This window comes from Providencia rettgeri (assembly GCF_041075285.1).
GTDB lineage: Bacteria > Pseudomonadota > Gammaproteobacteria > Enterobacterales > Enterobacteriaceae > Providencia > Providencia rettgeri_G.
Genome location: NZ_CP163512.1, coordinates 4,079,736 through 4,105,489, shown reverse-complemented (window position 1 = coordinate 4,105,489; position 25,754 = coordinate 4,079,736). Strand labels below are relative to the sequence as shown.

Annotated in this window: 17 protein-coding genes; 13 read left to right on the top strand and 4 right to left on the bottom strand. The window is 39.9% G+C overall.

Features of this window, described 5'->3' with window-relative positions:
• Positions 1-81: 81 nt before the first annotated feature.
• On the top strand, positions 82-894 hold the full coding sequence (locus AB6N04_RS18760) for a helix-turn-helix domain-containing protein (protein ID WP_369309732.1): 813 nt from the start codon (positions 82-84) through the stop codon (positions 892-894).
• Between the two features lie 214 nt (positions 895-1,108).
• On the opposite strand, the gene AB6N04_RS18755 is transcribed toward AB6N04_RS18760, so the two are convergent.
• Positions 1,109-7,990, bottom strand: coding sequence for an Ig-like domain-containing protein (locus tag AB6N04_RS18755; protein ID WP_369309731.1), 6,882 nt, complete (start codon positions 7,988-7,990; stop codon positions 1,109-1,111).
• A gap of 268 nt (positions 7,991-8,258) precedes the next feature.
• Here AB6N04_RS18755 and AB6N04_RS18750 point away from each other — a divergent pair, with 268 nt between their 5' ends.
• The 6 genes from AB6N04_RS18750 (at position 8,259) to AB6N04_RS18725 (ending at position 14,447) form a co-directional block, all read left to right on the top strand.
• A complete protein-coding gene (locus AB6N04_RS18750; RefSeq protein ID WP_369309730.1) occupies positions 8,259-8,708 on the top strand; it encodes a hypothetical protein in 450 nt (149 codons plus the stop codon).
• Positions 8,709-8,780: 72 nt separating this feature from the next.
• The gene (locus tag AB6N04_RS18745; RefSeq protein WP_369309729.1) at positions 8,781-9,554 is read left to right on the top strand and encodes a hypothetical protein; all 774 of its coding nucleotides are present in this window, start codon (positions 8,781-8,783) and stop codon (positions 9,552-9,554) included.
• Between the two features lie 3 nt (positions 9,555-9,557).
• The gene (locus AB6N04_RS18740) at positions 9,558-10,793 is read left to right on the top strand and encodes a TolC family protein (RefSeq protein ID WP_369309728.1); all 1,236 of its coding nucleotides are present in this window, start codon (positions 9,558-9,560) and stop codon (positions 10,791-10,793) included.
• On the top strand, positions 10,777-12,027 hold the full coding sequence (locus AB6N04_RS18735) for an HlyD family efflux transporter periplasmic adaptor subunit (protein ID WP_369309727.1): 1,251 nt from the start codon (positions 10,777-10,779) through the stop codon (positions 12,025-12,027). The genes AB6N04_RS18740 and AB6N04_RS18735 overlap by 17 nt, the downstream gene beginning before the upstream one ends.
• Before the next feature lie 4 nt (positions 12,028-12,031).
• Entirely contained in the window at positions 12,032-12,463 is a 432-nt protein-coding gene (locus AB6N04_RS18730) for a hypothetical protein (protein ID WP_369309726.1), read from the top strand.
• Entirely contained in the window at positions 12,450-14,447 is a 1,998-nt protein-coding gene (locus tag AB6N04_RS18725; protein ID WP_369309725.1) for an ATP-binding cassette domain-containing protein, read from the top strand. Before AB6N04_RS18730 ends, AB6N04_RS18725 begins: the two co-directional genes overlap by 14 nt.
• 121 nt (positions 14,448-14,568) lie before the next feature.
• Here the strand turns inward: AB6N04_RS18725 and gntU are convergent, their stop codons facing one another.
• From gntU to gntR, 3 genes are all read right to left on the bottom strand, one after another.
• Positions 14,569-15,924 carry a gluconate transporter gene (gene gntU, locus AB6N04_RS18720; RefSeq protein WP_369309724.1) on the bottom strand — a complete coding sequence of 452 codons (1,356 nt, stop codon included), beginning with the start codon at positions 15,922-15,924 and terminating at the stop codon, positions 14,569-14,571.
• Positions 15,921-16,463, bottom strand: coding sequence for a gluconokinase (gntK, locus tag AB6N04_RS18715; protein WP_369309723.1), 543 nt, complete (start codon positions 16,461-16,463; stop codon positions 15,921-15,923). The genes gntU and gntK overlap by 4 nt, the downstream gene beginning before the upstream one ends.
• A 1,044-nt stretch (positions 16,464-17,507) precedes the next feature.
• The gene (gene gntR, locus AB6N04_RS18710) at positions 17,508-18,503 is read right to left on the bottom strand and encodes a gluconate operon transcriptional repressor GntR (RefSeq protein ID WP_369309722.1); all 996 of its coding nucleotides are present in this window, start codon (positions 18,501-18,503) and stop codon (positions 17,508-17,510) included.
• Between the two features lie 198 nt (positions 18,504-18,701).
• On the opposite strand from gntR, the gene AB6N04_RS18705 reads away from it, so the two are divergent.
• From AB6N04_RS18705 to AB6N04_RS18680, 6 genes are all read left to right on the top strand, one after another.
• The gene (locus AB6N04_RS18705; protein WP_369309721.1) at positions 18,702-19,739 is read left to right on the top strand and encodes an ABC transporter substrate-binding protein; all 1,038 of its coding nucleotides are present in this window, start codon (positions 18,702-18,704) and stop codon (positions 19,737-19,739) included.
• 8 nt (positions 19,740-19,747) lie between these two features.
• Positions 19,748-20,752 (top strand): FecCD family ABC transporter permease, encoded by a 1,005-nt coding sequence (locus AB6N04_RS18700; protein WP_369312184.1) that lies wholly within the window; start codon positions 19,748-19,750, stop codon positions 20,750-20,752.
• Positions 20,749-21,516: an ABC transporter ATP-binding protein gene (locus AB6N04_RS18695; RefSeq protein ID WP_369309720.1), complete on the top strand. Its 768-nt coding sequence runs from the start codon at positions 20,749-20,751 to the stop codon at positions 21,514-21,516. The genes AB6N04_RS18700 and AB6N04_RS18695 overlap by 4 nt, the downstream gene beginning before the upstream one ends.
• 11 nt (positions 21,517-21,527) lie before the next feature.
• Positions 21,528-22,346, top strand: coding sequence for a class I SAM-dependent methyltransferase (locus AB6N04_RS18690; RefSeq protein WP_369309719.1), 819 nt, complete (start codon positions 21,528-21,530; stop codon positions 22,344-22,346).
• The gene (modD, locus tag AB6N04_RS18685) at positions 22,343-23,188 is read left to right on the top strand and encodes a ModD protein (RefSeq protein ID WP_369309718.1); all 846 of its coding nucleotides are present in this window, start codon (positions 22,343-22,345) and stop codon (positions 23,186-23,188) included. The genes AB6N04_RS18690 and modD overlap by 4 nt, the downstream gene beginning before the upstream one ends.
• 131 nt (positions 23,189-23,319) lie before the next feature.
• The gene (locus AB6N04_RS18680) at positions 23,320-25,317 is read left to right on the top strand and encodes a TonB-dependent receptor plug domain-containing protein (protein WP_369309717.1); all 1,998 of its coding nucleotides are present in this window, start codon (positions 23,320-23,322) and stop codon (positions 25,315-25,317) included.
• Positions 25,318-25,754: the final 437 nt, after the last annotated feature.

The following is a 25,754-nucleotide window of genomic DNA, read 5'->3' as shown; positions in this document are numbered from 1 at the left end:
AACGAATAAAAGCCAATAGAGTTCCCAAGCAAACGAACTCGATAGCTGATTATTGAAAGTAATGCTTTTTAGGTTTATTTTATGTCAACGAATTTTTGTGAAGAAACATTCTACTCTTATATTAGCGGCTTACCTAGCACCACAAAACGTCGCTTTTATCTAACAGATCCTCTGTTACTAAAAGTCGGCACAAGCGACATTAAGATACGGTTCGAAAAGGGAGAATGGCAAGCACTAACGCCCTCAACCATCTGTTTTCTTCCTAAAGGTAAATCGATTGAAATTTGCAATAATGGTAGCTATCACCGTCCTGAAGTTGATGTGATCCCCCTTTGTGGCCAAATGTTGAAAGATTTTTACCTGCAACATGCATCATTATTGATTGATAGACAAAAAAACACAGTAAATAATCAAATCTGTTTTACTGATTTTCACAAAAACCCAATGATTGAAATCGTGTTCCAGTCGACTAAGAATGAAGTATCTGCCCCCACTGATGAACATAACATCAAAATTTACTTAAATTTTATTTTGTCCTTTTTTTTATTCACGGAAGGCTTCATTCAGACACTCTACTCATCAATAAATGTATCGATAAAAGATAAAGTATATAATTTGATTTTTCATAACATTGGAAAGCAATGTTGCTCTTTGGATTCCATCGCGAAACAACTTCATATGAGTGCATCAACACTAAAGCGTCGTCTTGCTGACGAACACACTTGTTTTTCTAAGATCAGTCTACAATCGCGAATGAATAAAGCAATGATATTATCAAAAGCAAATAATATGCCTATGACACTTATCGCACAGGAAGTCGGTTATGATGATATTCCGTTCTTTATATCAACTTTTAAAAACTACCACCATAACCAATCCCCCTCTTTTGTGTAAGCTTTCTTGTTTTCACCATCCCTCCTTTTTAGGAGGGATGAGGTTGTTGACAAAGTGGGATAAAAGCGTGGTTTTTCCCACTTTGTGTTATTAGGCGAAAATCAATACATTGATTTTCCTGGTTTATTTTTAAAACCTATCCACCCTACCGCCAAACATTTTATGTTTGTCAGCAGTCTGATCCCTCCTCTTTAGGAGGGATTTATTTTTAACATCAAAAGTGAATATCATCTACCGTTGAGAAAGCTGTCATATCTATAGGTTGCACGGCAACCGATATAGACATATTTTCATTCTGCGGCAAGATAGGATTTTCAATTGACATAACGCCATCCATTTTATGTGAATTCCCCACTATGTCTTGGATCTCAACAGTATATTGGAAGTCCCCTTTTCCCTGATAATCTTCAAGCTTCAATTGCCAATTTCCTTGAGGATCCGATTTAGCCGTACCATAATTTTTGTTATCAATATAAATATTAATCGTCGAATCAGGTTCTGCTTGGCCATCAAAAATAAGCGTACTATCTGGCGAATCATATCTAACTAACGCTTTCAAAGACGTTGTAATAAATGCAGGCGCTTGGGTATCTACCGTCACCTGCCCAACTTGTTCGGGAGATTGATTCCCCACGGCATCTTCCGCTCTAAGTTGATAGTCATGGGTTCCATCTGGCAGCGGTTCTGTCACCTCAAGGTGCCATTCGCCTTGTGCATTTGCCGTTGTTTTATAATATTGATTAGCAATATACAGCGTCACAAGTGCGCCTGCCTCGGTCGTTCCCTTAAAAATCGGTGTATTGGCTGATGTCACCACCGCCCCTTGCAGGTCTTGAACTGCCGTACTCGCAATGTCCCCAATTAAATCAGGGGCTTGGGTATCTACCATCACCTGCCCAACTTGTTCGGGGGATTGATTCCCCACGGCATCTTCCGCTCTAAGTTGATAGTTATGGGTCCCATCTGGCAGCGGTTCTGTCACCTCAAGGTACCATTCGCCTTGTGCATTTGCCGTTGTTTTATAATATTGATTAGCAATATACAGCGTCACAAGTGCGCCTGCCTCGGTCGTTCCTTTAAAGATCGGTGTATTGGCTGATGTCACCACCGCCCCTTGCAGGTCTTGAACTGCCGTACTCGCAATGTCACTAATAAAATCCGGGGCTTGGGTATCAATCTCTATTTTGCCTGAAATAACTGAATTGATATCGCAGTTACCCGCCTCATCTTCCGATAATATAAAATAATGATATTCCCCATCTTGTAATGCATTTGCTGTCGGCACCGTAAATTTCCAATTTCCATTTTTGTCCGCAATAATGCTTTCAGAACGTAGATCAGAATGAGTCGTTGCACTAATTCCCAAGAGAATACGTGCAAATGGCTCACTACGACCGCTAAATGTTGGGGTAGTGACTTGAGTCAATAAATTATCTTTAACAGCAACAGAGGAATCATCAGTTACACCACCAATTAAACTATTTGGAGCAATAGTATCAATCACAAGTGAACCTTTTTTTTCACCATGAATTTGCTGTATAACATCATCCACGATGATCAGATAGTGATGTTCTCCCTCATTAAGGGCTGATGTCACATCAATAGACCAATTCCCTTGCGGATCAGATAACGTTTCATACGTGTCTGCAACGTTATCATCAAAAACAATGCGGACTTTAGCATTAGGCTCTGTAATACCGATTATTTTGGGTGTTTGCACATGGGTTAAATTATCCCCTTTAATACCTGAATCCGAACTTTCATCTATTCCACCGATGATGGTTGGCTCGGTTTTTACAATAATAGCTCCTTCGATATTTTTTTCGCTCATAATGCCAAGAAGGTTTTTAGCGGCAATATGATAATCATACTTACCCTCATCTAATTGATGATTTTCAGGGATAGTCAGCGACCAGTCACCCTTTGAATCAGCGTTTGTCGAGTACTCTTGCCCATTAATTTTCAATATTACTTCAGCGTATTCATCCGTTTTACCTGTGAACTTCGGCTGATTTGTATTAATTTGATTGCCTGAGCATATAACATGATCAAGCTCCGCTGTAATGAGTGGAGGGGTATTGTCGTAGACTAAATTAAAATTGAACTGGGTTTCTCGATTAATCAAATCTTTGGCACTAATCGACAATATAACGCTTTCTCCCTGTTTAATATCTGCTGGGATGGTCATGGCAGGCAAAGCAATCGCCCATTCCCCCTCATTATTAGCCTTAGTACGACCCAATACATTCCCATGAAGATCCTTTATTTCGAGCGTGCTTGCTGCGGATGTGGTTCCTACTAGTTTTATCGTATTCTTGTTGAAAGCAATTTGACCCTGTTCGGCTGATATTTTTTGAAATGAGTTAATACCAAACTCAATTTTAGGCGGGTTTTTACCTTGATCACCGCCAAGTACATACACTTGTTGTTCATGTACAAGCTTATTACCGGCTTTGTTATAAGCGGTTATTTTGAGGAGATGTTCCCCATTTGGTAGATCAATTTTTCCGCCAAGTTCTGTCGACTTGCCATTGAACTTACGATAGGGAGTACCAAATTTATATTCTTGCCCATTCACGTCAACACAAATGCGGTCCACGTCAGACTGATAAACAAAGTAAATTTTCGGATCATTCATTTTTGCCACTTTTGATTGTTCTGAGTGAACGTCATTTAAGTGGAGCCAATAGCTATGATAGATAGGTGAAGAAGAATCAATATGTAAGGTTTGTTTGCCTATAATAACCCCATTATTATCTTGCGTAAAAATGATGTTATAAACGCCATCTCCTTTAGTCGGCACGTCAAAACGCCACTCTCCCTTTTCATTTACCGGTATTTGGTGTATTTCATCATTGACTCTAGCGGATATTTTAGCACCGAACTCCGCGGTTCCTTTATAAACAGGGTGCTTATGATACGTATAATTATCACCCAAAATACCAGTATCCGTATCAGGATCTAGCCAATAGTTGAAATCTGTGACTTGAACATAAGAGGAATGCTTAAATTCAGAACCATATGCATCTCTGAAGGTCAAGGTGTAAGCGTTTTTTCCCTCTATTAGTTGTATATCTTGCGGTAATTGAACACTCCATTCTCGTCTCCCATCACCAGAAATCATTAAACGATATTCCTGACCAGCTATACTGATATAGCCCACAACTTCATCATAATAATAATTTGCAGTTAATGACCCTTGTAATTTAGGTGCTTTTGATGCGCTTAAGTAGGGATCATTTACCCCCGTCATACTAGATTCTGCGGCGACTTCACTCGTCACGTTAAAAACTAAATCTTGTACTTGTATACCTTTCGAAAAGACCTGTGTTGCTTCTATACCTGTTATGGAGGTCGCTTTAACAGCCACATCATCAATAATATAACGCTTATTTTTTGCTAACAGCCCTTTTGGAAGAGAGAATGACCAATTACCTTCTTTATCAATATCACGAATAGGAAAACTGTATTTTTTAGAATTCAAATTAAATGAAAAACTCATTTCTGTATTCGCTGATGCTTTTCCTTTAAAACTTGGCATTAGTTCATTGATAGATAACCCTTTAAAATTTCTACTCGTTCTATGAGGTGTTACTAACTCAATTTCTGATAATTTAGGTATTGAATTATCAATCACTAGCTTCCCATTTCGTTCAAATACATTATCTGCAATATCTTTGATGGAAACGTTAAAATCCCCTGAAAAATTGCCAGGTAAGCTTTTATTAAGAGAGAGAGACCATCGACCATTTTCATCGGTTTTCGTTGAAACCGACTGATTGTTGAGGGTGAGGACGACCTCACAATTTGCTTCGCCTTGTCCTGTAAATACGGGCTGGCGGTGAGTCGTTATAAAGTTACCCTTTCCCCCCGTGTCCGTTTCAGGCGTTAGCTCAACAGTCGAACTTGGACCAACAGCATCAATAAAAACACTGCCAAACACATCTACACTTTTGCCGCTGATAGGGTTAGTGGCTGTAACCTGATAATTATTATTACCTTCAGGTAATGGTTCTACGACAATTTCCCATTGCCCTGAACTTGCATCCGCTGCTGTTGTATAGGTTTTCCCATCTATCACAAAACTAATTTTCGTTCCTTTAGTTGCTGTGCCTACAAATTTAGGGGCTTTATTTTTAGTAATATAATCACCGACTTGCCCACTATCACTTAGCGAGTCTAAAGCAACGTTCAGTGTTGGTAGTGGGGTATCTGAACTACCTGTCAAAGATGGATAATAATTAAAATGTGTTGATACCGTTTCTATATTGCCAGCAACATCTTGTGCAGTAACAGTATACTGGTTGTCTTTTCCAATATTCGCATTAATATCAAACGTTAGTGACCATTTGCCATTCTTATCTGCATAAACAGTTTTCGTTGTCCCTTTAAATTCAGCCGTAATTTTACTATCAGGATCTGCTTGACCACTAATTTGTGGACGAATTAGATGGGTTGAAACACCGTCAAGGATGGTATCGCTTTGGCTAGCGATATCTAAACCCGCAGTTAGCGCCACTTTTGAATCAACAATAAAATGACATTTTTTCGATGAAACATTACCTGCGGTGTCTTTCACCGTGACTTGATAGTCGTAATCACCGTCTTGTAATGCCTGCGGCACGGTAAATTGCCACACACCATCGGCATTACTGCGAATATTGTGTGTAGCACCCGCCATCTCTACGGTAATGTCGGCCTGTGGCTTGGTTTGCCCTGTCAGGGTCGGCTGGCGATGCTGAGTGATATTATCGCCTATCACACCGCTGTCACGACTCGCTAACAGCGTAGCCTCACTAGCCGGCAACACCGTATCTATCAGCAAACTTTGCGCCAATACCGCCGAGTTCCCTGCCATATCAGTGACCGTCACGTTCATTAGGTGATGACCATCGGCAAGGGGCTGCGTCAAGGCTAACGACCAATCCCCTGCGTCATCCGCCGTCGTGCTATACTGCTCCCCCGCCACACGCACAACCACCGTCGCCTTGGCATCGGTCTGCCCCGTTAAGGTGGGGGTAGTCTCGTTGGTCAAAAAGCCGCTTCTGTCCGCTAATTGTGCCTTAGCACTCGGCAACGTCGTTTTTACTGTCACCGTGCCATCCACGGTTTTATGGTTACCAGCAATGTCGGTGGCGGTGACTTGATAATGGGATAGCCCTTCGGGTAAAGCGTCATTGACCGTCACCCGCCATGCCCCTTGCCGATCGGCGGTTGTGGAAACCGACTGTGCCCCAACCATCAAGGTTAGGGTGCTGCCCGCTTCCGCCTGTCCCACAAACGTTGGGCGCAACTGATTTGTGATGCTATCCCCTTGTTCTCCGGTATCGGAGGCGGCATCAAGATCTACCGACAAATGGCTCACTTGGCTATCAATTGTCACGCGCCCATGGGTTGTTGACTGATTCCCCGCCGTATCTTTTACCGTGACTTGATAGTCGTAAGCACCGTCTTGTAATGCCTGCGGCACGGTAAATTGCCACACGCCATCGGCATTACTGCGAATATTGTGTGTAGCACCCGCCATCTCTAGGGTAATGTCGGCCTGTGGCTTGGTTTGCCCTGTCAGGGTCGGCTGGCGATGCTGAGTGATATTATCGCCTATCACACCGCTGTCACGACTCGCTAACAGCGTAGCCTCACTAGCCGGCAACACCGTATCTATCAGCAAACTTTGCGCCAATACCGCCGAGTTCCCTGCCATATCAGTGACCGTCACGTTCATCAGGTGATGACCATCGGCAAGGGGCTGCGTCAAGGCTAACGACCAATCCCCTGCGTCATCCGCCGTCGTGCTGTACTGCTCCCCCGCCACACGCACAACCACCGTCGCCTTGGCATCGGTCTGCCCCGTTAAGGTGGGGGTAGTCTCGTTGGTCAAAAAGCCGCTTCTGTCCGCTAATTGTGCCTTAGCACTCGGCAACGTCGTTTTTACTGTCACCGTGCCATCCACGGTTTTATGGTTGCCAGCAATGTCGGTGGCGGTGACTTGATAATGGGATAGCCCTTCGGGTAATGCATCCTCAAGGGCGATACGCCATAGGCCTTGTTGACTCGCTATTGTCGATAAAGATTGGCTTCCTATTTGTAAAGTGACCGTGCTACCTATTTCAGCCTTTCCTGTAAAAGTGGGATGAGGCTGATTGGTTATATTATCCCCCACCGTTCCTGTATCTGAATGAATATCAAGGCTAATTGACGGTAACTCAATTGAGCTATCAACCGTTATTTGTCCATGGACAGTCACCGAATCATCAGCGTCTCGTGATGCAATCAATTGGTACTCATGAATACCATCTGGCAAAGCAGCAGGAATTGTTAACGACCAGTTCCCCTCTTGGTTTGGCGTAATAGCATATTGCGAGCCAGCAATCACTAAATGTGCTTTCGCATCTAAGGACACCATTCCGGTAAACATTGGCATATTGATATTAGTAGTATTATCCCCTGCCGTCCCCGAATCTGAATCTTCACTTAATTTACCTTGGATAAAGAGTTGAGATTTAGGCGCAGAAGTCAGTGGCTTCGCTTTAGGATTTTCTGATGTGGAATTTGTTGAAGCCGATATTACAGGTACTGGTGTAGTCATCCCATGAGAAGACACCTTAGCATGATTATTTTCTTCTGCTATTTTATCTACTTTTTTTTGCTGGTTAATTTGGCTTTTTGCTTGATTTAGTTTTGTTATAGATGAATTTAACTGCTGTTCTTTTTCTTCATTCGTCGATTGTAATTCACGTATCGCCTTTGCCAGCTCTTGGTTCTTTTTGTTTAATTCGTCAAGTTTTTCACCTAATTGTTTTTCTTCAATTTCATCATTATGTTCCTTTTCAGTAACATCAACCATTTCACTGGTAAATTGCTCTTTAATATAAATCGCATCAGCTCCAAGATTCATGGTGATTGAAGATAAAACTTCATCTTGGGATATTGTTACACCTTTTTCCGTAGATAATGTAATCTCACCAAGGATAATATCTGCAAGGCCATTTGTTATCCTATCAATTTCCCCATTTGGCTTTGTAATAATTAAGTCTAATCCTTGAACCTTATAGTTTTTAATAATAATATTATTAGTTTCAGTTAGCTGCGTCATATCTTTATTTCTTTATTGCGTTATTTGAAAGATTAAATTTAAAATATAAATAATATACTTCATGACTGCATTATATCTATCCTGAAAAAAATTATCGGCTCAACCATCAACTATGAGCTAATACTCCTAAATATTGAGCTCATATTCTAATGAGCGATACATAATAACCTCTATAATATACCTATAAATAAAACCGAACGAATACCTAGTATTAATTTTATCAATCTAACAATACAAATTTATTTTTAAAAATGAGCTAACAATACAAATGGAAGAAGACTATGAAGGCTCCGACGAGGAGCTAGCGCCTATGGTTGATGGATTAAGTGGTACATTATGTATCATCATATTAGTCTCAATGGTATTTATCTTCAGTGGATTAAAAACAGCCAATACTTATATCAATTATGGTCAGTTAAAGTTCGAAAACATCAAACTAGATATATCAAAAAAAATCATTTACTTCAAAGGAGGTATTCACTTTACTGAAAGTGAAATAGATTTATTAACAAATGAATTTAAAAATAGCAGTAGAATTACACTATATGGTTATACCGATGAAAAAATCTCTAATAACCAAGAGAAGAATGCCTATAACCTTCTTTATGTATCATCGCTAATCAAAAAGCTGGATAGCAATAAAAAAATCGTTCTGAAAAAAGGGACGAACGAATATTGTCCAGATTGGAACTCATGCATCTATTGGGATTATAATTAAATGTACTATATTGGATTGTTTTTTTATGTAATAACATTTCTCTCTTGCTTTTTATTTCAAGGCATTAAAGAGATGGTTCAGCAATGTATTTTACTGGCACCGGAAATTAGTTATGCCATGATTGGTATTTATATTTATCCATTGATTATCTTTGTTTGCCATAAGCTTTTTAAAAAAAATACCCATCGCCATTATATTTTTCTTGCAAGCCAAACTAAGCTCTCTGCTTCCGTTACGGTTTCATTAGGGCTAATTGGTACTTTTATTGGACTAACAGGTATGATCACCGCAATTTCAGCATCTCTTGCTGGGGATGGGGATGTTGCAGAAAAAATGACAGCGATGATTTCATCTATTTCAATGGCTCTAAATTCAATGTCGTTTGCATTTTTAACCTCAATTCTTGGTGTTTCTATCTCTGTTTTATTATTAGTTAGCTTGAACTTCTTTTATTTCTTTTATCAAAAAGAAGCAAAAGAAAAAGATACCATAAAAAAGCAAGATGTTATGGGTTATGCAAATGAGCTTAATCAAATTAAAGAAACATTATGTACTCTCCAAGATGTGAATATCAATATCGCCAAAAAACTCGTTTCCATTCCTGAAAACAGTCAACTGGCAAGCAATATAGACAACAGTTTGTCCTCGTTATCTGCTGTAGCACAGCAACAACTGAATGTTTTAAATGCCCTCAAAGATGATTTGCTAGAAGAACAAAAAAACCGCACACATGAAAATGAACAATTGGCAGCAGGTATTTTAGAAATTAGTCATACAACCCAATGGTTGCAAGCCAAGTCATTGGAAAATAGAAAAAAACTATTAACATTATTATCGATGGAGTAACCCATGCTCACTAAAAAAACGCTATTAGGGCTATCTATCGCCTTATTCAGTATTCATTTTGCCATTGCACAAACTGATGAACAGAAAGAGAACTTTAATTCATTTATCAATCGAGTCATGGACAATTCAACCCCTATTAAAATCAAAAAGTTAGAACTTGAGGCAGAAGCATATCGAGCAAAACAGACTGAATATTTTTATCTACCAAAGTTAACCGCAACCGCCAAAGCGAAAAGACAAGGAGATGCAATCAACAACCAATTGACTGCAACTGCTTTGATTTATGATAGTACGTTAAACCATCGTTTTAACGAAAAAGACTTAAAACTTAAAGCTACAGAACTTGCCTTAACCAAAGAAAAAGAAGATCTGTATATCACGATTACGAATAATCTAATTGGCATTCACCACCTTAATGAATTAACGAAGACGACAGATGACTTAAATCACAAGGCACAGACTATTTTTTCTTCAATTAATCGTCGATATCAAAGCGGGATCGCAAAATTAAGTGATGTTGAACAAGCCACATTATTAATGCAGCGAATTGAAACAGAACAGAAAAATATCAAAACAGAAATAGAGCAATATAAGTCAAATATTGAGTTAGCCTCGGGGATCCCCTTCCCTGAAGGCGGTGTTCAAGTTCCGAATAAGCTAATTAAGCAGCTCAATTCAACATATATTGACAATCAACATACTGAACAAAACATAGATTTCAATATACTGCGTATGCAAGCTGATGCTCTTAAGGAAAATGCAAAACAACAAGACTCTTTATTTAATATAAGTTTAATTGCTGAAGAAAGATATCTCGATAAACAAAGGAACCATAACGAATCCTATGCTGGTGTAGAAGTCAAAGTTAATGTATTTGACTTAGATAAAAAATTATCAAAAATTGCCCAACTCAAAATGTATGAGGCTACAAAAGGTAAAGCTGATTATAAGTATAAAGAAACTACCGCTAGAATTAAAAACCTGAAGTTTATTTCATTATCGAATGAAACTGAGCTAACTAGCTTACAAGCACAATTAGACACCATGAGAGCGATTATTATAAGCCAAGAACGTGAATATGAAATATCACAATCTTCTTTTTATGAAATGGTAAATACACTCTTTGATATGTTAACAATTGAAAGGCGTATTGCAGAGCTAATAATTTCAGATATGAAGAACAAAATGGAATATGTACAATTAACTGGGAAGCTGGCAGAAATTGAAACATCATCTTAATAAGCTAAGTCTGATACCAAAAAAAATTAAAATACTGATTGGTCTTTCTTTCTTCTTTTTTACATATATTACACTTGCAGAAATTGAAATATCCTCTCCTGGTGAAGGGATCATTTCTGGTGTATCTAATCGTTTAGAAATCGTCAGCCCAACATCTGGCTTTATAAATATGTTTAATTTAAAGGCTGGTGACTCAATAGAAAAAGACCAAGTTTTATTTTCGTATACTAATTTAGATGTATTTCATCAGGAAAAAACACTCTCTCATTTAGTCAGTTTCGCCAATGAACGCATTGATGAATTAGTGGAAAATAAGGTGCTCCTTAATCACATTTTAGAGGGTAAAATCACAAATGAAGATGAGTTCTCTTCTATCGCGAAAAACCCAAAAAGTAAAATATTGAGTGCTTACAAACAACTTTCTGAATACATGTTACTAAAAATGGAGACCTATAATTTAACAGAACAATATACAGCACAAACAAAAGAGCTTGTTGAATTACAAAACCAGCTCAAAATCTTAAAAAGAAAAGGTTCTTTACTTTCATCCGCTGGCGCACCAGAAATTGAAAAGCTCAATAATAATACAGATATTAGTAGAACGGTTGCGTTAATAACGACTGGGGATTTAAATGCACAAAGTTTATTAAGACAAATGGCTTTATCTGAGAAAAAGTTTACTACTCAGTTAATTAGTGAAATACAGGACAATGAAACTCAGCTTAGTCGATTAAAAAAAGAGCTGCTAGAAAATACAGGCCAAGCCGAATTACTGAGAAATAAAATTCGAGCAAACAGTGTGCTTTCACCCACTGACGCTGTAGTACTCAGTATTGAAAAAGATCTCGAAAAAGGCTCTTACGTTGAAGCTTCTGATCTCGTTATGGTACTAAAAAAACACCAAGATACTCGAGTTATTAACGCTAAAATACTGGCTAAGTATCGGCCATTTATCACCCTTAAATTGCCAGTAAAAATTGTCGTCACATCGCCAGGGTTTAAAAAAGTGATTCGAGGAAGTGTCACTCAAATCAGTGCTGATTCTTTCATAGATAAAGAGAAAATAGGTCAAGATCGTTTTTATTCAGTACAAATCACACCAGAACAAGGAACTGTGCTATTACCTGAACACGATGGATTACCTGTAATGGTTTATATTTCAAGTAAGAAAATATCGGTTTTAAATTACCTTACCGCTCTTATCAGCGATAATATCACATTTAATGTATGGTGAGTTTATGTTGGGTTTTGTTTCTGCACTATCTGCATCCGTTGCTGTCATGGTGTTATTAATGTCCGTCTTATTAGCAAACGTGTTATCCACCACTATGGAAATGGAAAAAAATAAAAATAAGGCTATCCTCGAGGGAGTTAAAAATCAGTCTATCGCTGATAATGAAAATACAATATCGAGTAACATTACACAATCGCTCGTTTTAAATAATGAAATCATGAAAGAATTAAAACAAGATAAAATAAACACAATAGAGCTATCTTGTAGCTATGGGAATAATATCACCTTAGATGCAGCAATGACCTACACTATTTATAATACGGTACTAATCAAACGCAACATCCCACAAATAGTTATTGATGCTAAAAAACCCGTTGAAGATAAAATAAATATCAATACATGTTTCTTTAAGAGTAAAAAAGATGAAGCCAACTAGTTTCCACCAAACAATAACTAATTATTTCAATGCATTAGGGGAGCCATTTTCGCCCCCTTCCTCCTCTTACGATCCTAAATATGTTTTAAATAATATCAATGAGTTTATTGTTAATCAGTTTTTCACTTACCAATATTCAGAAGTTATTTATGATAACACAACAACCATGCCACTCTTGTTTATCATGGAAATTCATGATGATGAATACATTATTATTAAAAATAAAGATGGTAAATTTTTCAATCTCACAACAAACCAAAAAATCACAGAATCATTACTTAAAAGTAAACGTCTTTTTTATTTTTTAGCTTGTGCAAAAACATTAAATCAAGAAAAAATTTATCGTTCACTAATCAATCTGACACCAAAATCAACGCTATTCTCTCTTCCTTTAGTGATTTTTGCTTTACTATTACCTCTTTATTCGAATTTATTTAATTCGAGGTTAGTTTATAGTGAGTCAATCGCATCATTGCTTTATATTAGTATTATATTTTTATTTGTTGTTGGTCTAGAGTTTTTTATTAAACATATTATCCATGAAAAAAACCTACAAACCATTAAGCTAAATATTGGTATTTTTAATCGCTATTTTGTTAATCTTCTTAGACAGACAAATTGTAAAAGCGCCGCTATCAAAATCAGAACTGCTGAAGCGTCTATTTTGCAAGTATGGGAAATTAGACCACAAATTATCTACGATATCGGCCTTGCCATTTTATTCACAATTTGCATTTGTGCCATGCTCGGTTTTTATTCGCTACTCTTACTTACTTATTATGCTGGTCTTATTTTTTTATGCTTGCATATTCGTTTTCGTTCTTACAAAAACATGTTGAGAGCCAATAATTTTAATTATGAAAAATCAGCACTTTATTATTCATTTGAACAGAAAAAAAGTGAATTAAACTTTATTAATGATATTCATTTTAACCATTATGTTGATCAAAAAACCCACGAAGATGAAAAAATCAAGCTCAAACTAAATGAAGCCAACCACCAGTGGATGGAAATCATTAAAACCAACACTTTTCTATCCATGATCGTGATGTATGTTGCCTGCTATTTAGCTGTAGGGAGCGGTACATTAAGCCTAGTTTCCATTATTGCAGTACTTATCATTAATGGTCGCCTTTCTGGGGCAATTACTGGAGTTATTAACCGGATATTCTTAGTTAAAACACACTTGTTCCATATTCAAAATAGTGTATCTCAACTTACCGAGAACACACTCCCCTTATTTAAACAACGGGGTGTTCTGTTAGATTCCGTTGAATGCTTTAAAGCACAACACATTACCTTAGAAATAGGTGGTAAAAAAATAGTTAACCAACTAAATATTGATGCTCAGCCGGGTAATATTATCGGTATCACTGGGGTATCAGGCTCAGGAAAAACGTCATTGATCCATGCACTTTGTGGTCTCTCAAAGCAATATTCGGGTGAAGTGACGATCAATGATGTCAAACTACAAGAAATAGCTCATCAATTTTTCCAACAAAACGTTGCCTACCATTCTGGTAGTTCAACATTTCTCAATGGGAGTATCCGTGATAATTTTAATTTACACGGTGTCTTTGATGACCGTGAAATTATTCGTATTACTCAGCTTTGCTGCCCTAAACTCCCAATTAGCCAAGAAACCTTAAACGATGTACTCATTAGTGATGTACAAGCCTCGACGGGAGAAAAACAAAAGTTGATGTTAGCGATTACCCTACTCAAAAAACCGAAAATTATTTTTTTGGATGAATCAACTTCATTTATGGCAACCCATGACGCATTACATTTTCTAACGACAATTAGAAAAGAATTAGGATTAGAAAAATCGATTATTTTCTTTGCCACTCATGATTTGGGCCTAACACCGCTATTTACCCAGCATATCGCATTATCACTTAGTCCAGTTAAGAGGAGAGTGGTATCAAATAGCGCAAATCCCAGCCATGAGGTTGTGCTCCCCAAGATTTCACTCTCCCGCTAATGAAAAACGAAAGAGCCTCGCATTGCGAGGCTCTCAGACTACTGACAAACATAACTTGTTTGGCGGCAGATTGGATAGCTTTTGAAAATAAACCAGGAAAACTAATTGTATTGATTTTCAATTATAAAAATGCAAAGAAAATCATCCCAACAACTGCACCGGTTGTCCCGAGAATTGTTTCCATCACGGTCCATGTTTTCAGCGTTTGCGCTTCCGTCGCCCCGGTAAATTTACCAAATAACCAAAATCCAGAGTCATTTACATGGCTTAAAATTAATGAACCGCCTGAGATACAAATCGCTAACGCAGCTAACTGCGCGCCCGAATAACCGAGCTCACTGATAACCGGTAACACTAAACCCACGGTTGTTAAACAAGCCACTGTTGCGGAACCTTGAATAACGCGTACTGCACCAGCTAATACGAAACATGCAAGCGCAATCGGTAAACCTGCACCAATTAAAGAATCACCTAATGCTGGACCAACACCGGAATCCACAAGGATCTGTTTGAACACCCCACCAGCACCAGTGACCAGCAAAATAATGCCCGCCGGTTGAATGGCTGCGGAGCAGATTTCCATCACTTTCTCTTTATCCATCCCATAACGGAAACCCAGACCATAAATCGCCAATAAGCACGCTAATAATAGTGCGGTAAAGGGATGACCAATAAATTCTAACCAATGTTCTAGTGCAGTTCCCTTTTCAACTAAGTGCGTACCAATGGTTTTTAAACCAACCAGAACCAATGGGAATAGCACTAAACATAAGCTGAACCCAAAACTTGGCATCTTGCCATGTTCTGTGTTTGGTGCTTGGTAATCCGCTGGAATATCAATATGAACAAACTTACTAATAAAACTACCAAATAATGGACCGGCTAAAATCATACTTGGAACTGCGGCACATAAGCCGATTAAAATCATCCAGCCGTAATCAGCGCCCATTTGGGAAGCCACTAGCATTGGTGTAGGGCCTGGCAATAAGAAAGCTGCCGCTGAGGCGACCCCAGCAAATAAGGGGATCGCTAAACGCACAACGTTATGCCCAGTACGATTTGCAACTGCAAATACAACGCCGATAAGCAAAACGATGGCAACATCAAAAAAGAGAGGCAATGCACAAATTAACCCTGCAATCCCCACTGCATAATGCGCGCGTTTTTCGCCAAACAAATTAAGCAATTTATTTGCAACTTGGTCTAATGCCCCCGTTTCATGCAAGATTTTTCCAAACATCGCCCCGAGTGCAACCACAATCGCTAAAAAGCCTAGTGTTCCCGCCATTCCTTTTTGCATCGTTTCCGTGATTTGCTGCACGGGCATTCCTGAAAATAGCCCTGCACCAATGGAAACAATCATCAAGGCCACAAAGGCGTGTAACCGTGCATACATAACTAAAAATAGCAGTAATACAACAGAGCCCACTGCCGTGAGCACTAACGTAAGCGTGCTGAGTGTTTCAACGCTATTCATACTTTATCTCCAGCGACAATCTGTGTGATCGTTGAGCAGGTATTACCGATGACGTCTTCAAGAGACTGGCGGATATCCACAACATGCACATCAGTTTCTGCTTCGTTAGGTTCTTCTAATGCTGCAAATTGCGTTTTGAGCATTTCAGGTTTAAAAAAGTGCCCTTTACGCGCTTTGAGTCGTTCTTCAATAACATCAGCATCGCCCTTTAAGTAGATAAAAAATAAGTTTTTATTATCGTCCCTTAAAATATCACGATACTTTTTCTTCAGTGCTGAACACACCACTAACGAAATATCATTCGTTCTTTGCATGGCAAAAATGGCTTGATTCAACGCCACCAACCAAGGATGACGGTCTTCATCGTTTAATGCGTGTCCTGATGCCATTTTTAAAATATTCGATTTTGGGTGCAAAAAGTCACCATCAAGAAAGGCGGCTTGCAATTGCTGAGCTACACCATTAGCAACCGCTGATTTGCCGCTACCCGATACCCCCATTAAGACAAATGTATAATTTTGTTTTTGGGTATCACTCATAGAAAACTCCTCTGGCTTTATCGTTGTTCTATTTTTTATTACTCGGCAATGTTACCGGTAACTTGTTACTGGTAACATTATTATTAGTACGGATTTATTGCAATAAAATTGGCGAATAAGAGAACAGAACTGTGATGCTACTCTCAATCTGTCAGAAACAAAGAAAATACGCGAAAAAGGGAAGTAATGTGGAATGACAGACTAGCAGGTTATTTCCCTAAATAATTCAAATTATAGGTAGGCGGCAAATGAGGATATCTCAGGGAGCATACATCAGTATGTGACCTGAGTAGCCGAAAGCAGCTAACGCAATACAGTTTTATCTTTCAGCTAAGTCGATTGACTCTCGTTATTTCCCTAAATAATTCAAATTATAGGTAGGCGGCAAATGAGGATATCGCAGGGAGCATATATCAGTATGTGACCTGTGTGACCGAACAAAGCTAACGCAATACAGTTTTATCTTTCAGCTAAGTCGATTGACTCTCGTTATTTCCCTAAATAATTCAAATTATAGGTAGGCGGCAAATGAGGATATCTCAGGGAGCATACATCAGTATGTGACCTAAGTAGCCGAAAGCAGCTAACGCAATACAGTTTTATCTTTCAGCTAAGTCAATTGACTCTCGTTATTTCCCTAAATAATTCAAATTATAGGTAGGCGGCAAATGAGGATATCTCAGGGAGCATACATCAGTATGTGACCTGTGTGGCCGAAAGCAGCCAACACAACTACAGCTTGAAATATGACGAATTTAAAATTATCTCACCGCTATATATTCTAAATAGTTCAAGTTGTCGCAAGGCGGCAAAGTGAGGACATCGCAGGAACATACATCAGTATCTGACCTGTGTGACCGAACAAAGCTAACGCAATACAGTTTTATCTTTCAGCTAAGTCGATTGACTCTCGTTATTTCCCTAAATAATTCAAATTATAGGTAGGCGGCAAATGAGGATATCTCAGGGAGCATACATCAGTATGTGACCTGAGTAGCCGAAAGCAGCCAACACCCCTATAATTTGAAGTATGACGGGAAATAATTAGATGCTCTCGCCGGTAAGAATCGAAAACCCCACATCAAAATGCGTCTCCGTTAGCTTCTTGCCTGTCATCCGAGCGAGTAACACTTCTGCGGCCTTGCGCCCCATTTGATCCCTTGGCGTTAGCACACTGGCCAATTTCGGTGTCATCACTTGCCCCACATCGTGTCCGTGGAAACCCGAGATAGCCAAATCTTGAGGAATGTTAATCCCTAATCGTTGGCACTCAAACACCGCCCCGATAGCCAAGTCATCATTAGTACAAAACAAACCATCTGTATCTGGGTATTTCGCTCGGCAATCATGCAATAATTGCGCACCTAATGAATACGATGAACTGGCTTGCGTCATCACATTGCGCGGCTCAAGGTTTGCATCTAACATTGCTTGTTCATAACCTTTTAAGCGGATAAACGTTCGCTCATCGTGCCTTGCCCCGATATAAACGACTTTACGGCAGCCTCGCTCAATCATCGCGCGAGTCATTTGGCGTGAGGCTTCAAAGTTATCAATCCCCACAGCAATATCTAGACAAGGGGAAACACTGTCCATAATTTCAACAACAGGGATACCCGCCGTTTTTAACATGCGTAAAGTGCGTTCGGTATGTGTTCGCTCTGCCAAAATTACGCCATCAATATTATATGATAGCAATGACGTAAGCCTTTCCTCTTCCTTTTCAGGCAAATAACCATAGTGCGCTAACATAGTTTGATAGCCGTGGCGGTCGGTTATTGCTTCTATCCCTCTGATCACTTCGGCAAACACTTGGTTGGTTAACGACGGAAGCAACACCCCAATGGCATGACTAGTTGCATTCGACAAAATATCTGGGGCTTTATTCGGAATGTAACCTAAGTTTTCAAGGGACTCGGCGATTTTTTCACGTAAAGCGGCCGAAACCTGCTCTGGGTTACGTAAAAAACGGCTCACCGTCATTTTTGTGACGCCGACTTGGTCTGCTACATCCTGCAACGAAGGTCTTTTTTTCTTCATAGGTCCAAAGTGATATTTATAAAATTAGCTCTCTATGTTCAGCGATCTTTTTATTGATAGCAATCTTTGTTACTGATTTACATCACACAAATGTCGAGTTTTTCCAACAACTCAACTTTTCGGGTTGACTCTCTAGTATGACTCCGCTAATTTTCGCGCTATATAACTATTATCATAACGAGTATATTCAGATTTATTATGGCAATTAATCGTAGACAATTTCTTCAATCCTGTGCCTTACTTGCGACGTTCTATAGTTTACCCAGTTTCGCTCGGGGTCAGCACCGAGTCGAAGAAGTCATCTTTGGGCAACTTCCTTCCGCAAGCCATATTCAGCGTGTTATCAGCTCAGGTCCCCCCGCTGATTTACTGATGTTTGCCCTTGCGCCCGAAAAAATGGTCGGATTCGCCTCTATTTCGTTGAAAAAAGGCCATACAGGGCTTTTTGCAAAGCAATGGCTCGATTTACCTGTTTATGGCCGCTTAGCGGGTCGAGGAAGCACACTATCGTTAGAACAACTTTTAGCTTATAACCCTGATCTGATTATCGACACAGGGAATATTGATGACACTTATCGCTCACAAGCCGAAAAAGTGGCTAAACAGACGAATGTTCCCTACTTATTGATTGCCGGTGGATTAAAAGATTCCCCCTTGCAGCTCACTCAGCTTGGAAAAACCTTAGGTGTTGAGCATCAAGCACAAAGGCTTAGCCAACTAGCTCAACGTTATCTAGATGATGCCGCTGCCTTTGCAAATACGTCCCAACAAAAACCGTTAAGTTTTTACCTTGCTCGTGGTGCAAAAGGGCTAGAAACGGGAGCGAAAGGCTCAATACATACCGAGGCCATTGAAATGCTTGGTTTACGTAATGTGGTCGATATTCCAAATTTCCGTGGCCTCACCACCGTTTCCATGGAACAGCTCTATCAATGGAACCCCGACATCATTATAACGCAATATGAAGAAGCGATTGAATTTATGACCACCTCTCCATTGTGGCAAGGGCTAAATGCCATCGCAGATCAACAACTGCTGGTTTTTACAGGGATGCCATTTGGCTGGTTAGATGGTCCACCTGGTGTTAACCGCCTTCTCGGTATGCGTCGTTTACAAAGTCACTTTGATCAACGCATCGCTGCAACAATGAAACAGGATCTCGCTGAATTTTTCGCGCTTTTCTATCATTCGCCATTAACTTCTGAGCAAGCCGATTTGCTAATGGAAAAATCATGAGTGGAGTGATGGACAAGGGAATTAAGCCCTTATTACTCATTCTCGTTTTATTGATTAGCTTAGTGATTGCTTTAACAAGTGGTAAGTATTCACTTACTCTTAATGAGCTGTATCGTCTATTTGCCAGCTTATTTTCCTCTCAAATTGAGGTGAGTGACCCACGCAACGAAACAGTGTTTTGGCAAATACGTTTTCCACGCACATTAGCGGCAATTATTATTGGTGGGGGATTATCCATTGCGGGAGCTGCCTATCAAGGGATGTTCCGCAACCCACTGGTTTCTCCTGATATTTTAGGTGTATCAGCCGGCGCTGGCGTTGGTGCGGTTATCGGTATTTTTTTCGGACAATCATTACTTTATATTCAGCTCGCCGCCTTTATTGGTGGTTTGATTACCGTGGCGCTGGTGTGCTTTATTGCCCACCTTGCTCGCCAACACGATCCTATTTTATCGTTAGTACTGGTCGGTGTCGCCATTAGTGCTATCTGTGGTTCCGCTATTTCATTAATGAAAATCCTCGCTGATCCTTATACCCAATTACCGTCAATTACCTTCTGGCTACTGGGTGGCTTATCATCCATTACCCAAGAAGACCTATTATCGGTCTTACCATTAATGATCATTGGTATCATTCCTTTGCTCTTACTGCGCTGGCGAATGAATTTGCTGAGTTTATCGGACGAAGAGGCCAAAAGCCTGGGGGTTAATGTTGGTTTAACTCGCGCAATCTTTATTGTCTGTGCCACATTACTCACAGCAAGTGCTGTGTCTATCGCAGGTATTATCGGTTGGATAGGGTTGATAGTCCCCCATATAACTCGGATGATAGTGGGTGCTAACTTTCGTTATCAACTCCCTGCCTCATTGGCGATCGGGGCGATTATGCTACTAATTACCGACACCCTCGCTCGCACGATTGCGGATATTGAATTACCGCTGGGTATTTTAACCTCTGCCGTTGGTGCACCGTTCTTTTTAGCTATTTTATTGCAAACAAGGCGGGTCAAATGACCATAATGACCCTCAACAATGTCGCCATTGGCTATCATCACACGGCAATAATCGATGGCATCAATCTTTCCTTACCTGAAAAGGAGATTACGTGCCTACTCGGTGCTAATGGCTGTGGAAAAACCACCTTAATGAGAACAATATTAGGTTTGCTTCCAGCGATCCATGGCGATATTTTACTGAACAATCAATCTATAAAAAGCTTAAAACAGCAGGATATCGCGAAAGTAATTGCTTACGTACCACAAGCTCATGATACGCCTTTTACCTTTACCGTGTTAGATATGGTGATGATGGGGTTAACCCCACATATTTCCTTATTTTCTGTCCCAGGGGATGCTGAAAAACACCAAGCCCTTCAACAACTCGAACGGCTTAACATCCCTCACCTTGCAAGCCGCCTTTACAGCACACTGAGTGGCGGTGAAAAACAATTAGTCTTAATTGCTCGTGCATTAATACAAAAACCCTTACTACTTATTATGGATGAACCTGCCGCTAGCCTCGATTTTGGAAATCAAATTCGCCTACTTGAACAAATTGAAAAATTGAAAGCTCATGGTATGACGGTACTGATGTCGACTCATCACCCACAACATGCCGCCGCCATCGCCGACAACGTCATTTTGCTGGATAAACAACAAAAAGCACGACAGGGTTTATCAAAAAGTATGCTAACACTCACTAACTTGGCAGCACTTTATAATGTGGATGAGCAGAGTATTCAAGCTCACTTCCAGCTTCCATCAACATTTTCTTATTAAGGTCAGGGATCATGTTAATCAACCAGATCGATTTTTCTAAAATGTACCAAGAACATATGCAGCAAGCCCATAGAACACGTAAAGAACCGGAGCATTGGGACAAAAAAGCCCAGCAAATGGCGCAAAATTGTGCAAATCCTCATGATCCCTATTTAGTGCGCTTTCGTGAACTGATGGATTTTACGGGTGCCCAAACTCTACTGGATGTGGGCTGTGGTCCTGGTTCTATTAGCCTGTGCCTCGCCAATGAATTTAAAGAGGTTATTGGTATTGATTACAGTGGTGGCATGCTGGAAATGGCGCAAATTCGTGCCAAAGAGCTGGGGATTACCCATGCCCGCTTTGAACAATTAGCTTGGGAAGATAGTTGGGAGACACTGCCTAAAGTCGATATTTCTGTCGCCTCCCGTTCAACCTTAGTGGATGATTTAAAAGCGGCGCTACTTAAGCTCAATCGCCAAACAAAACTGCGCGTTTATACCACTCATACCATCAATCCAACCTTTATTGATGAAAATATTATTCGTGAAATCGGTCGTGAAGTGATCCGTTTGCCAACCTATATTTATGCGGTGAATATCTTACATCAAATGGGCATCAACGCCCGTGTTGATTTTATTAAGAGCCCGAACAAAGGTGGCTTTGATAGTTTTGAAGCCTTTGTGGATAGCGTTAATTGGTCACTTAAAAATATCACCCCGAATGAAACGGAGATCCTTCGCCGTTATTACGATACACAAACCGCATCTGGTAAAAAAATAGCTTATCCATCAAGAGATTGGGCTATGGTATCTTGGGATGTTGTTGCCGAATCGGAACTCTCATTATGATTTATCTACCTGATGCCTTAATTGACCAATTACTGTTGGATGATATTCAATATGGTGACCTCACTACCCGAGCTCTCGGGTTAAATTCTCAGCTTGGTGTGATGACATTTACTTCTAAATATGGGGGGTGTGTCAGTGGTATCCACATTGCCAAACGCATGTTAGAGAAACTTGGGATCACTTGTGAATGCCTTTCTCACGATGGGCAACTTGTCGAGCCGCACACGATTTTAATTCATGGGACAGGGCCGATTGACGCTTTACACCAAGCTTGGAAAGCGGTACAGAACGTCCTTGAGTGGTGCGGTGGTGTCAGCCACTATACCCAACAAATGGTCGCTATCTTGCGTCAATATCAACCCAATGGACAACTCGCCTGTACCCGAAAAACTATTCCCAACACTAAGCCTCTTGCCTTAACTGCGATTTTGGCAGGGGGCGCTATTATTCATCGAACAGGCAGTGCAGAAAGTATATTGCTATTTACTAACCATCGCCAATGCCTTGAAAATCCAGATGATTGGTGTGCTCATATACAAACGCTACGCCAAAATGCTCCTGAAAAGTTAATCATTGTTGAAGCGGATAATTATCAACAAGCTGAACTTGCTATCAAGGCACAAGCGGATATTGTGCAACTCGATAAATTGCCGATAGAACAAATTCAGCAATTACAGCAGCTCGCCACAGCGCAAAATCGGCCTTGCCAGTTATCGTTAGCGGGCGGGATAAATTTAAAAACCATTGAGGCATTTGCACAAACTGGTGTGCCATTGTTAGTAACATCGGCACCTTATTATGCTGCACCTCGAGATATAAAAGTGAAAATTTTTAAGCAGTAACCTAAAAAGTCAGCGTTAAAAAACCATTTGCTAAAACAGCCTACCCCGTAGGCTGCATAAACTGATGGCTAATCACGCATATCGTTATATAAAAAACAATATACTGTAATTAATGAAACTGGAAAGACATAATGAAAATAAAACAAATTACCTATTTGGTTGGGATGGCTTTATTCGCAGCACAGGGGCACGCCGCATCTGCCCCTAAAGCAGAAAAAAATAGTGATGTGATGTCTGTCTGGAGTACGCCACTGGCGGCGGATGCCAATATCATCACTGAGCAGCAAATGCAGCAATTGAATAAAACCAATGTGGCACAAGCATTGAGTACCCTACCGGGTGTTTCCATTCAAAAATCAGGTAACCGTAATGAAACGCAAGTGAATGTACGTGGTTTCGATAGCCGCCAAGTCCCTATCTTTTTTGATGGTATCCCAACCTACGTCCCTTATGACGGCACACTGGACTTAGGGCGTTTTATGACCAGCGAGCTAGCGAGTGTTGAGCTTTCTACAGGCTATACCTCGTTACTGCAAGGACCAAACTTAATGGGTGGTGCGATTAACTTAACCACCGCAACCCCAAAAAAGCCGTTTGAAGCCAATATCAGCTTAAACCAAGGTTTTGCCCGTGGTGCAGATAATGCCCACAATATTAGCGCACGACTAGGTGGTCGCAATGACTTAGGGTTTATTCAAGTCAGTGGTAGCCAGTATAAACAGCGTTTTATGGGAATACCGAGCTCTGAAAACAACAACCCGTTAGCAGGCAATCATGGTCGTCGCCCGAATTCAGCCACCGACGACAAACGCATGATGGTGAAAGTGGGCTGGACACCTCGTGAAGCCGACGAATATGTGGTTACCTATCTAAAACAAGATGGGGATAAAAATAGCCCGCCGAGTGTGACAAATGCCAAACCTCAAATTTGGCAATGGCCAGCTTATGACAAAGAAAGTATTTATTTCAATGGAACAACCCAAATAACCGATGACATCGCATTACAGAGCCGCCTGTACCACGATACATTCAAGAATACACTTCATCAATATAGATCTGTTAAGGACTATAAAGACGGCACCTATAACTACAGCCGTTACGATGACTACAGCAATGGTGCCGATATGCGTGCTGATTTTACCGTACGTGAACTCGATATGCTGTCATTTGCCGCACACTGGAAAGAAGACGTTCACCGTGCCCGTGCAAGAAAAGATGTGCCCTTCGACCACTATAAAGACAATACCTATTCTATTGCTACAGAATATCAATGGGTCGCCACTGATAACTTAGATATTATCGGCGGTATTGGTTATGACTGGCGTAAAAGTGCCGATGGTAAACGCTATGATTACAAATCAAGCGGTTTTGAGAAATACGATGGCAATAGCCAACATGCGTTCAACTGGGAAGTGATGGCACGCTACCACTTAGCGAACGAAGATACCGTGCAGTTCTCCGTATCGGAAAGAAGCCGTTTCCCTACGCAAAAAGAGCGTTATACCAAAGAAAAAATGAAAACGCCTGCCACTTTTGTTATTAACCCACACCTTGATGCTGAGCGAGCACTGACTTACGATTTAACCTATAAAGGGCATATCTCTCCGATTTGGTCATACACCTCAAGTGTTTATTACAACCACGTTTCAGATGCCATTATGGCACATCGTATTGGCACAGATAAAAATGGAGCCCCTATATTAGAAAACCGCAATAGTGGTAAAGTCGACTACTTTGGTATTGATCTAGGCACGACAGGCCAAATTACCGATTGGATGGAAGCCGGTTTAAGCTACGGGTATATCCATGCGGATCCTAAGCACTACAGCGTCAAACACGTAGCTGAATTGCCAACCCATAAAGCCTTTGCTTGGGTAAAATTCACCCCTTATGAGCCGTTTAGTATTACAGTGACCGAAGAGGCGAGAAGCTGGGCATTTAACTATGTGGATGATGAAAGTAAAGTGCGCGGATTTGCTAAAACAGATTTGCGCTTAGATTATGACTTAGGGAAAGGTGTATCAGTAAACACATCTGTGAATAATTTATTTGATAAATCTTATGAATACACAAATGGGTATATTGAAGAAGGGCGAAATTACTGGTTAGGAATTGAATATAAATACTAAAATTTAAATATATTAGGTAAGGCTTACCTCCTTACCTAATAATATTGACATAAGGTAATAATGAGCATAAGGTAAATTAAATATAAGCGTTCTTACGTAGGAGTTTTCCTATAAGAAGTTTGATAAATGAATTTGTATTTTTATAGATAAAAAGATTGTTTTTAAGCGCCAAAAGAGTTTAAACCAAATTTAATTATACACATTATTTAAATTTATAGATTTAAATAATGATAATCCTTTCAATTCAATAATTTTGCCAGTTATTTCAAAAAACCTCATCGCTCAATACTTGCAGTTAATGGATTCCCTATTTAGACTATAAGAACAACAATAAATTATTAATCAAAAATTTAACCTAAATAACATTTTATTTATTTAAGCTACTCCTGTTTGTAGCTTAGTTGGGTCATACTTTGCAATTAGAGAGAGCAAGTAAT

Bases quoted from the DNA above. Each gene is read 5' to 3' on its own strand.
- AB6N04_RS18705 (WP_369309721.1), top strand. From the start codon at position 18,702: ATGGCAATTAATCGTAGACAATTTCTTCAATCCTGTGCCTTACTTGCG.
- AB6N04_RS18730 (WP_369309726.1), top strand. From the start codon at position 12,032: ATGTTGGGTTTTGTTTCTGCACTATCTGCATCCGTTGCTGTCATGGTG.
- AB6N04_RS18725 (WP_369309725.1), top strand. From the start codon at position 12,450: ATGAAGCCAACTAGTTTCCACCAAACAATAACTAATTATTTCAATGCA.
- gntU (WP_369309724.1), bottom strand. From the start codon at position 15,924: ATGAATAGCGTTGAAACACTCAGCACGCTTACGTTAGTGCTCACGGCA.
- AB6N04_RS18700 (WP_369312184.1), top strand. From the start codon at position 19,748: ATGGACAAGGGAATTAAGCCCTTATTACTCATTCTCGTTTTATTGATT.
- AB6N04_RS18690 (WP_369309719.1), top strand. From the start codon at position 21,528: ATGTTAATCAACCAGATCGATTTTTCTAAAATGTACCAAGAACATATG.
- gntR (WP_369309722.1), bottom strand. From the start codon at position 18,503: ATGAAGAAAAAAAGACCTTCGTTGCAGGATGTAGCAGACCAAGTCGGC.
- AB6N04_RS18750 (WP_369309730.1), top strand. From the start codon at position 8,259: ATGGAAGAAGACTATGAAGGCTCCGACGAGGAGCTAGCGCCTATGGTT.
- AB6N04_RS18740 (WP_369309728.1), top strand. From the start codon at position 9,558: ATGCTCACTAAAAAAACGCTATTAGGGCTATCTATCGCCTTATTCAGT.
- AB6N04_RS18755 (WP_369309731.1), bottom strand. From the start codon at position 7,990: ATGACGCAGCTAACTGAAACTAATAATATTATTATTAAAAACTATAAG.
- AB6N04_RS18695 (WP_369309720.1), top strand. From the start codon at position 20,749: ATGACCATAATGACCCTCAACAATGTCGCCATTGGCTATCATCACACG.
- AB6N04_RS18745 (WP_369309729.1), top strand. From the start codon at position 8,781: ATGGTTCAGCAATGTATTTTACTGGCACCGGAAATTAGTTATGCCATG.
- modD (WP_369309718.1), top strand. From the start codon at position 22,343: ATGATTTATCTACCTGATGCCTTAATTGACCAATTACTGTTGGATGAT.
- AB6N04_RS18680 (WP_369309717.1), top strand. From the start codon at position 23,320: ATGAAAATAAAACAAATTACCTATTTGGTTGGGATGGCTTTATTCGCA.
- gntK (WP_369309723.1), bottom strand. From the start codon at position 16,463: ATGAGTGATACCCAAAAACAAAATTATACATTTGTCTTAATGGGGGTA.
- AB6N04_RS18760 (WP_369309732.1), top strand. From the start codon at position 82: ATGTCAACGAATTTTTGTGAAGAAACATTCTACTCTTATATTAGCGGC.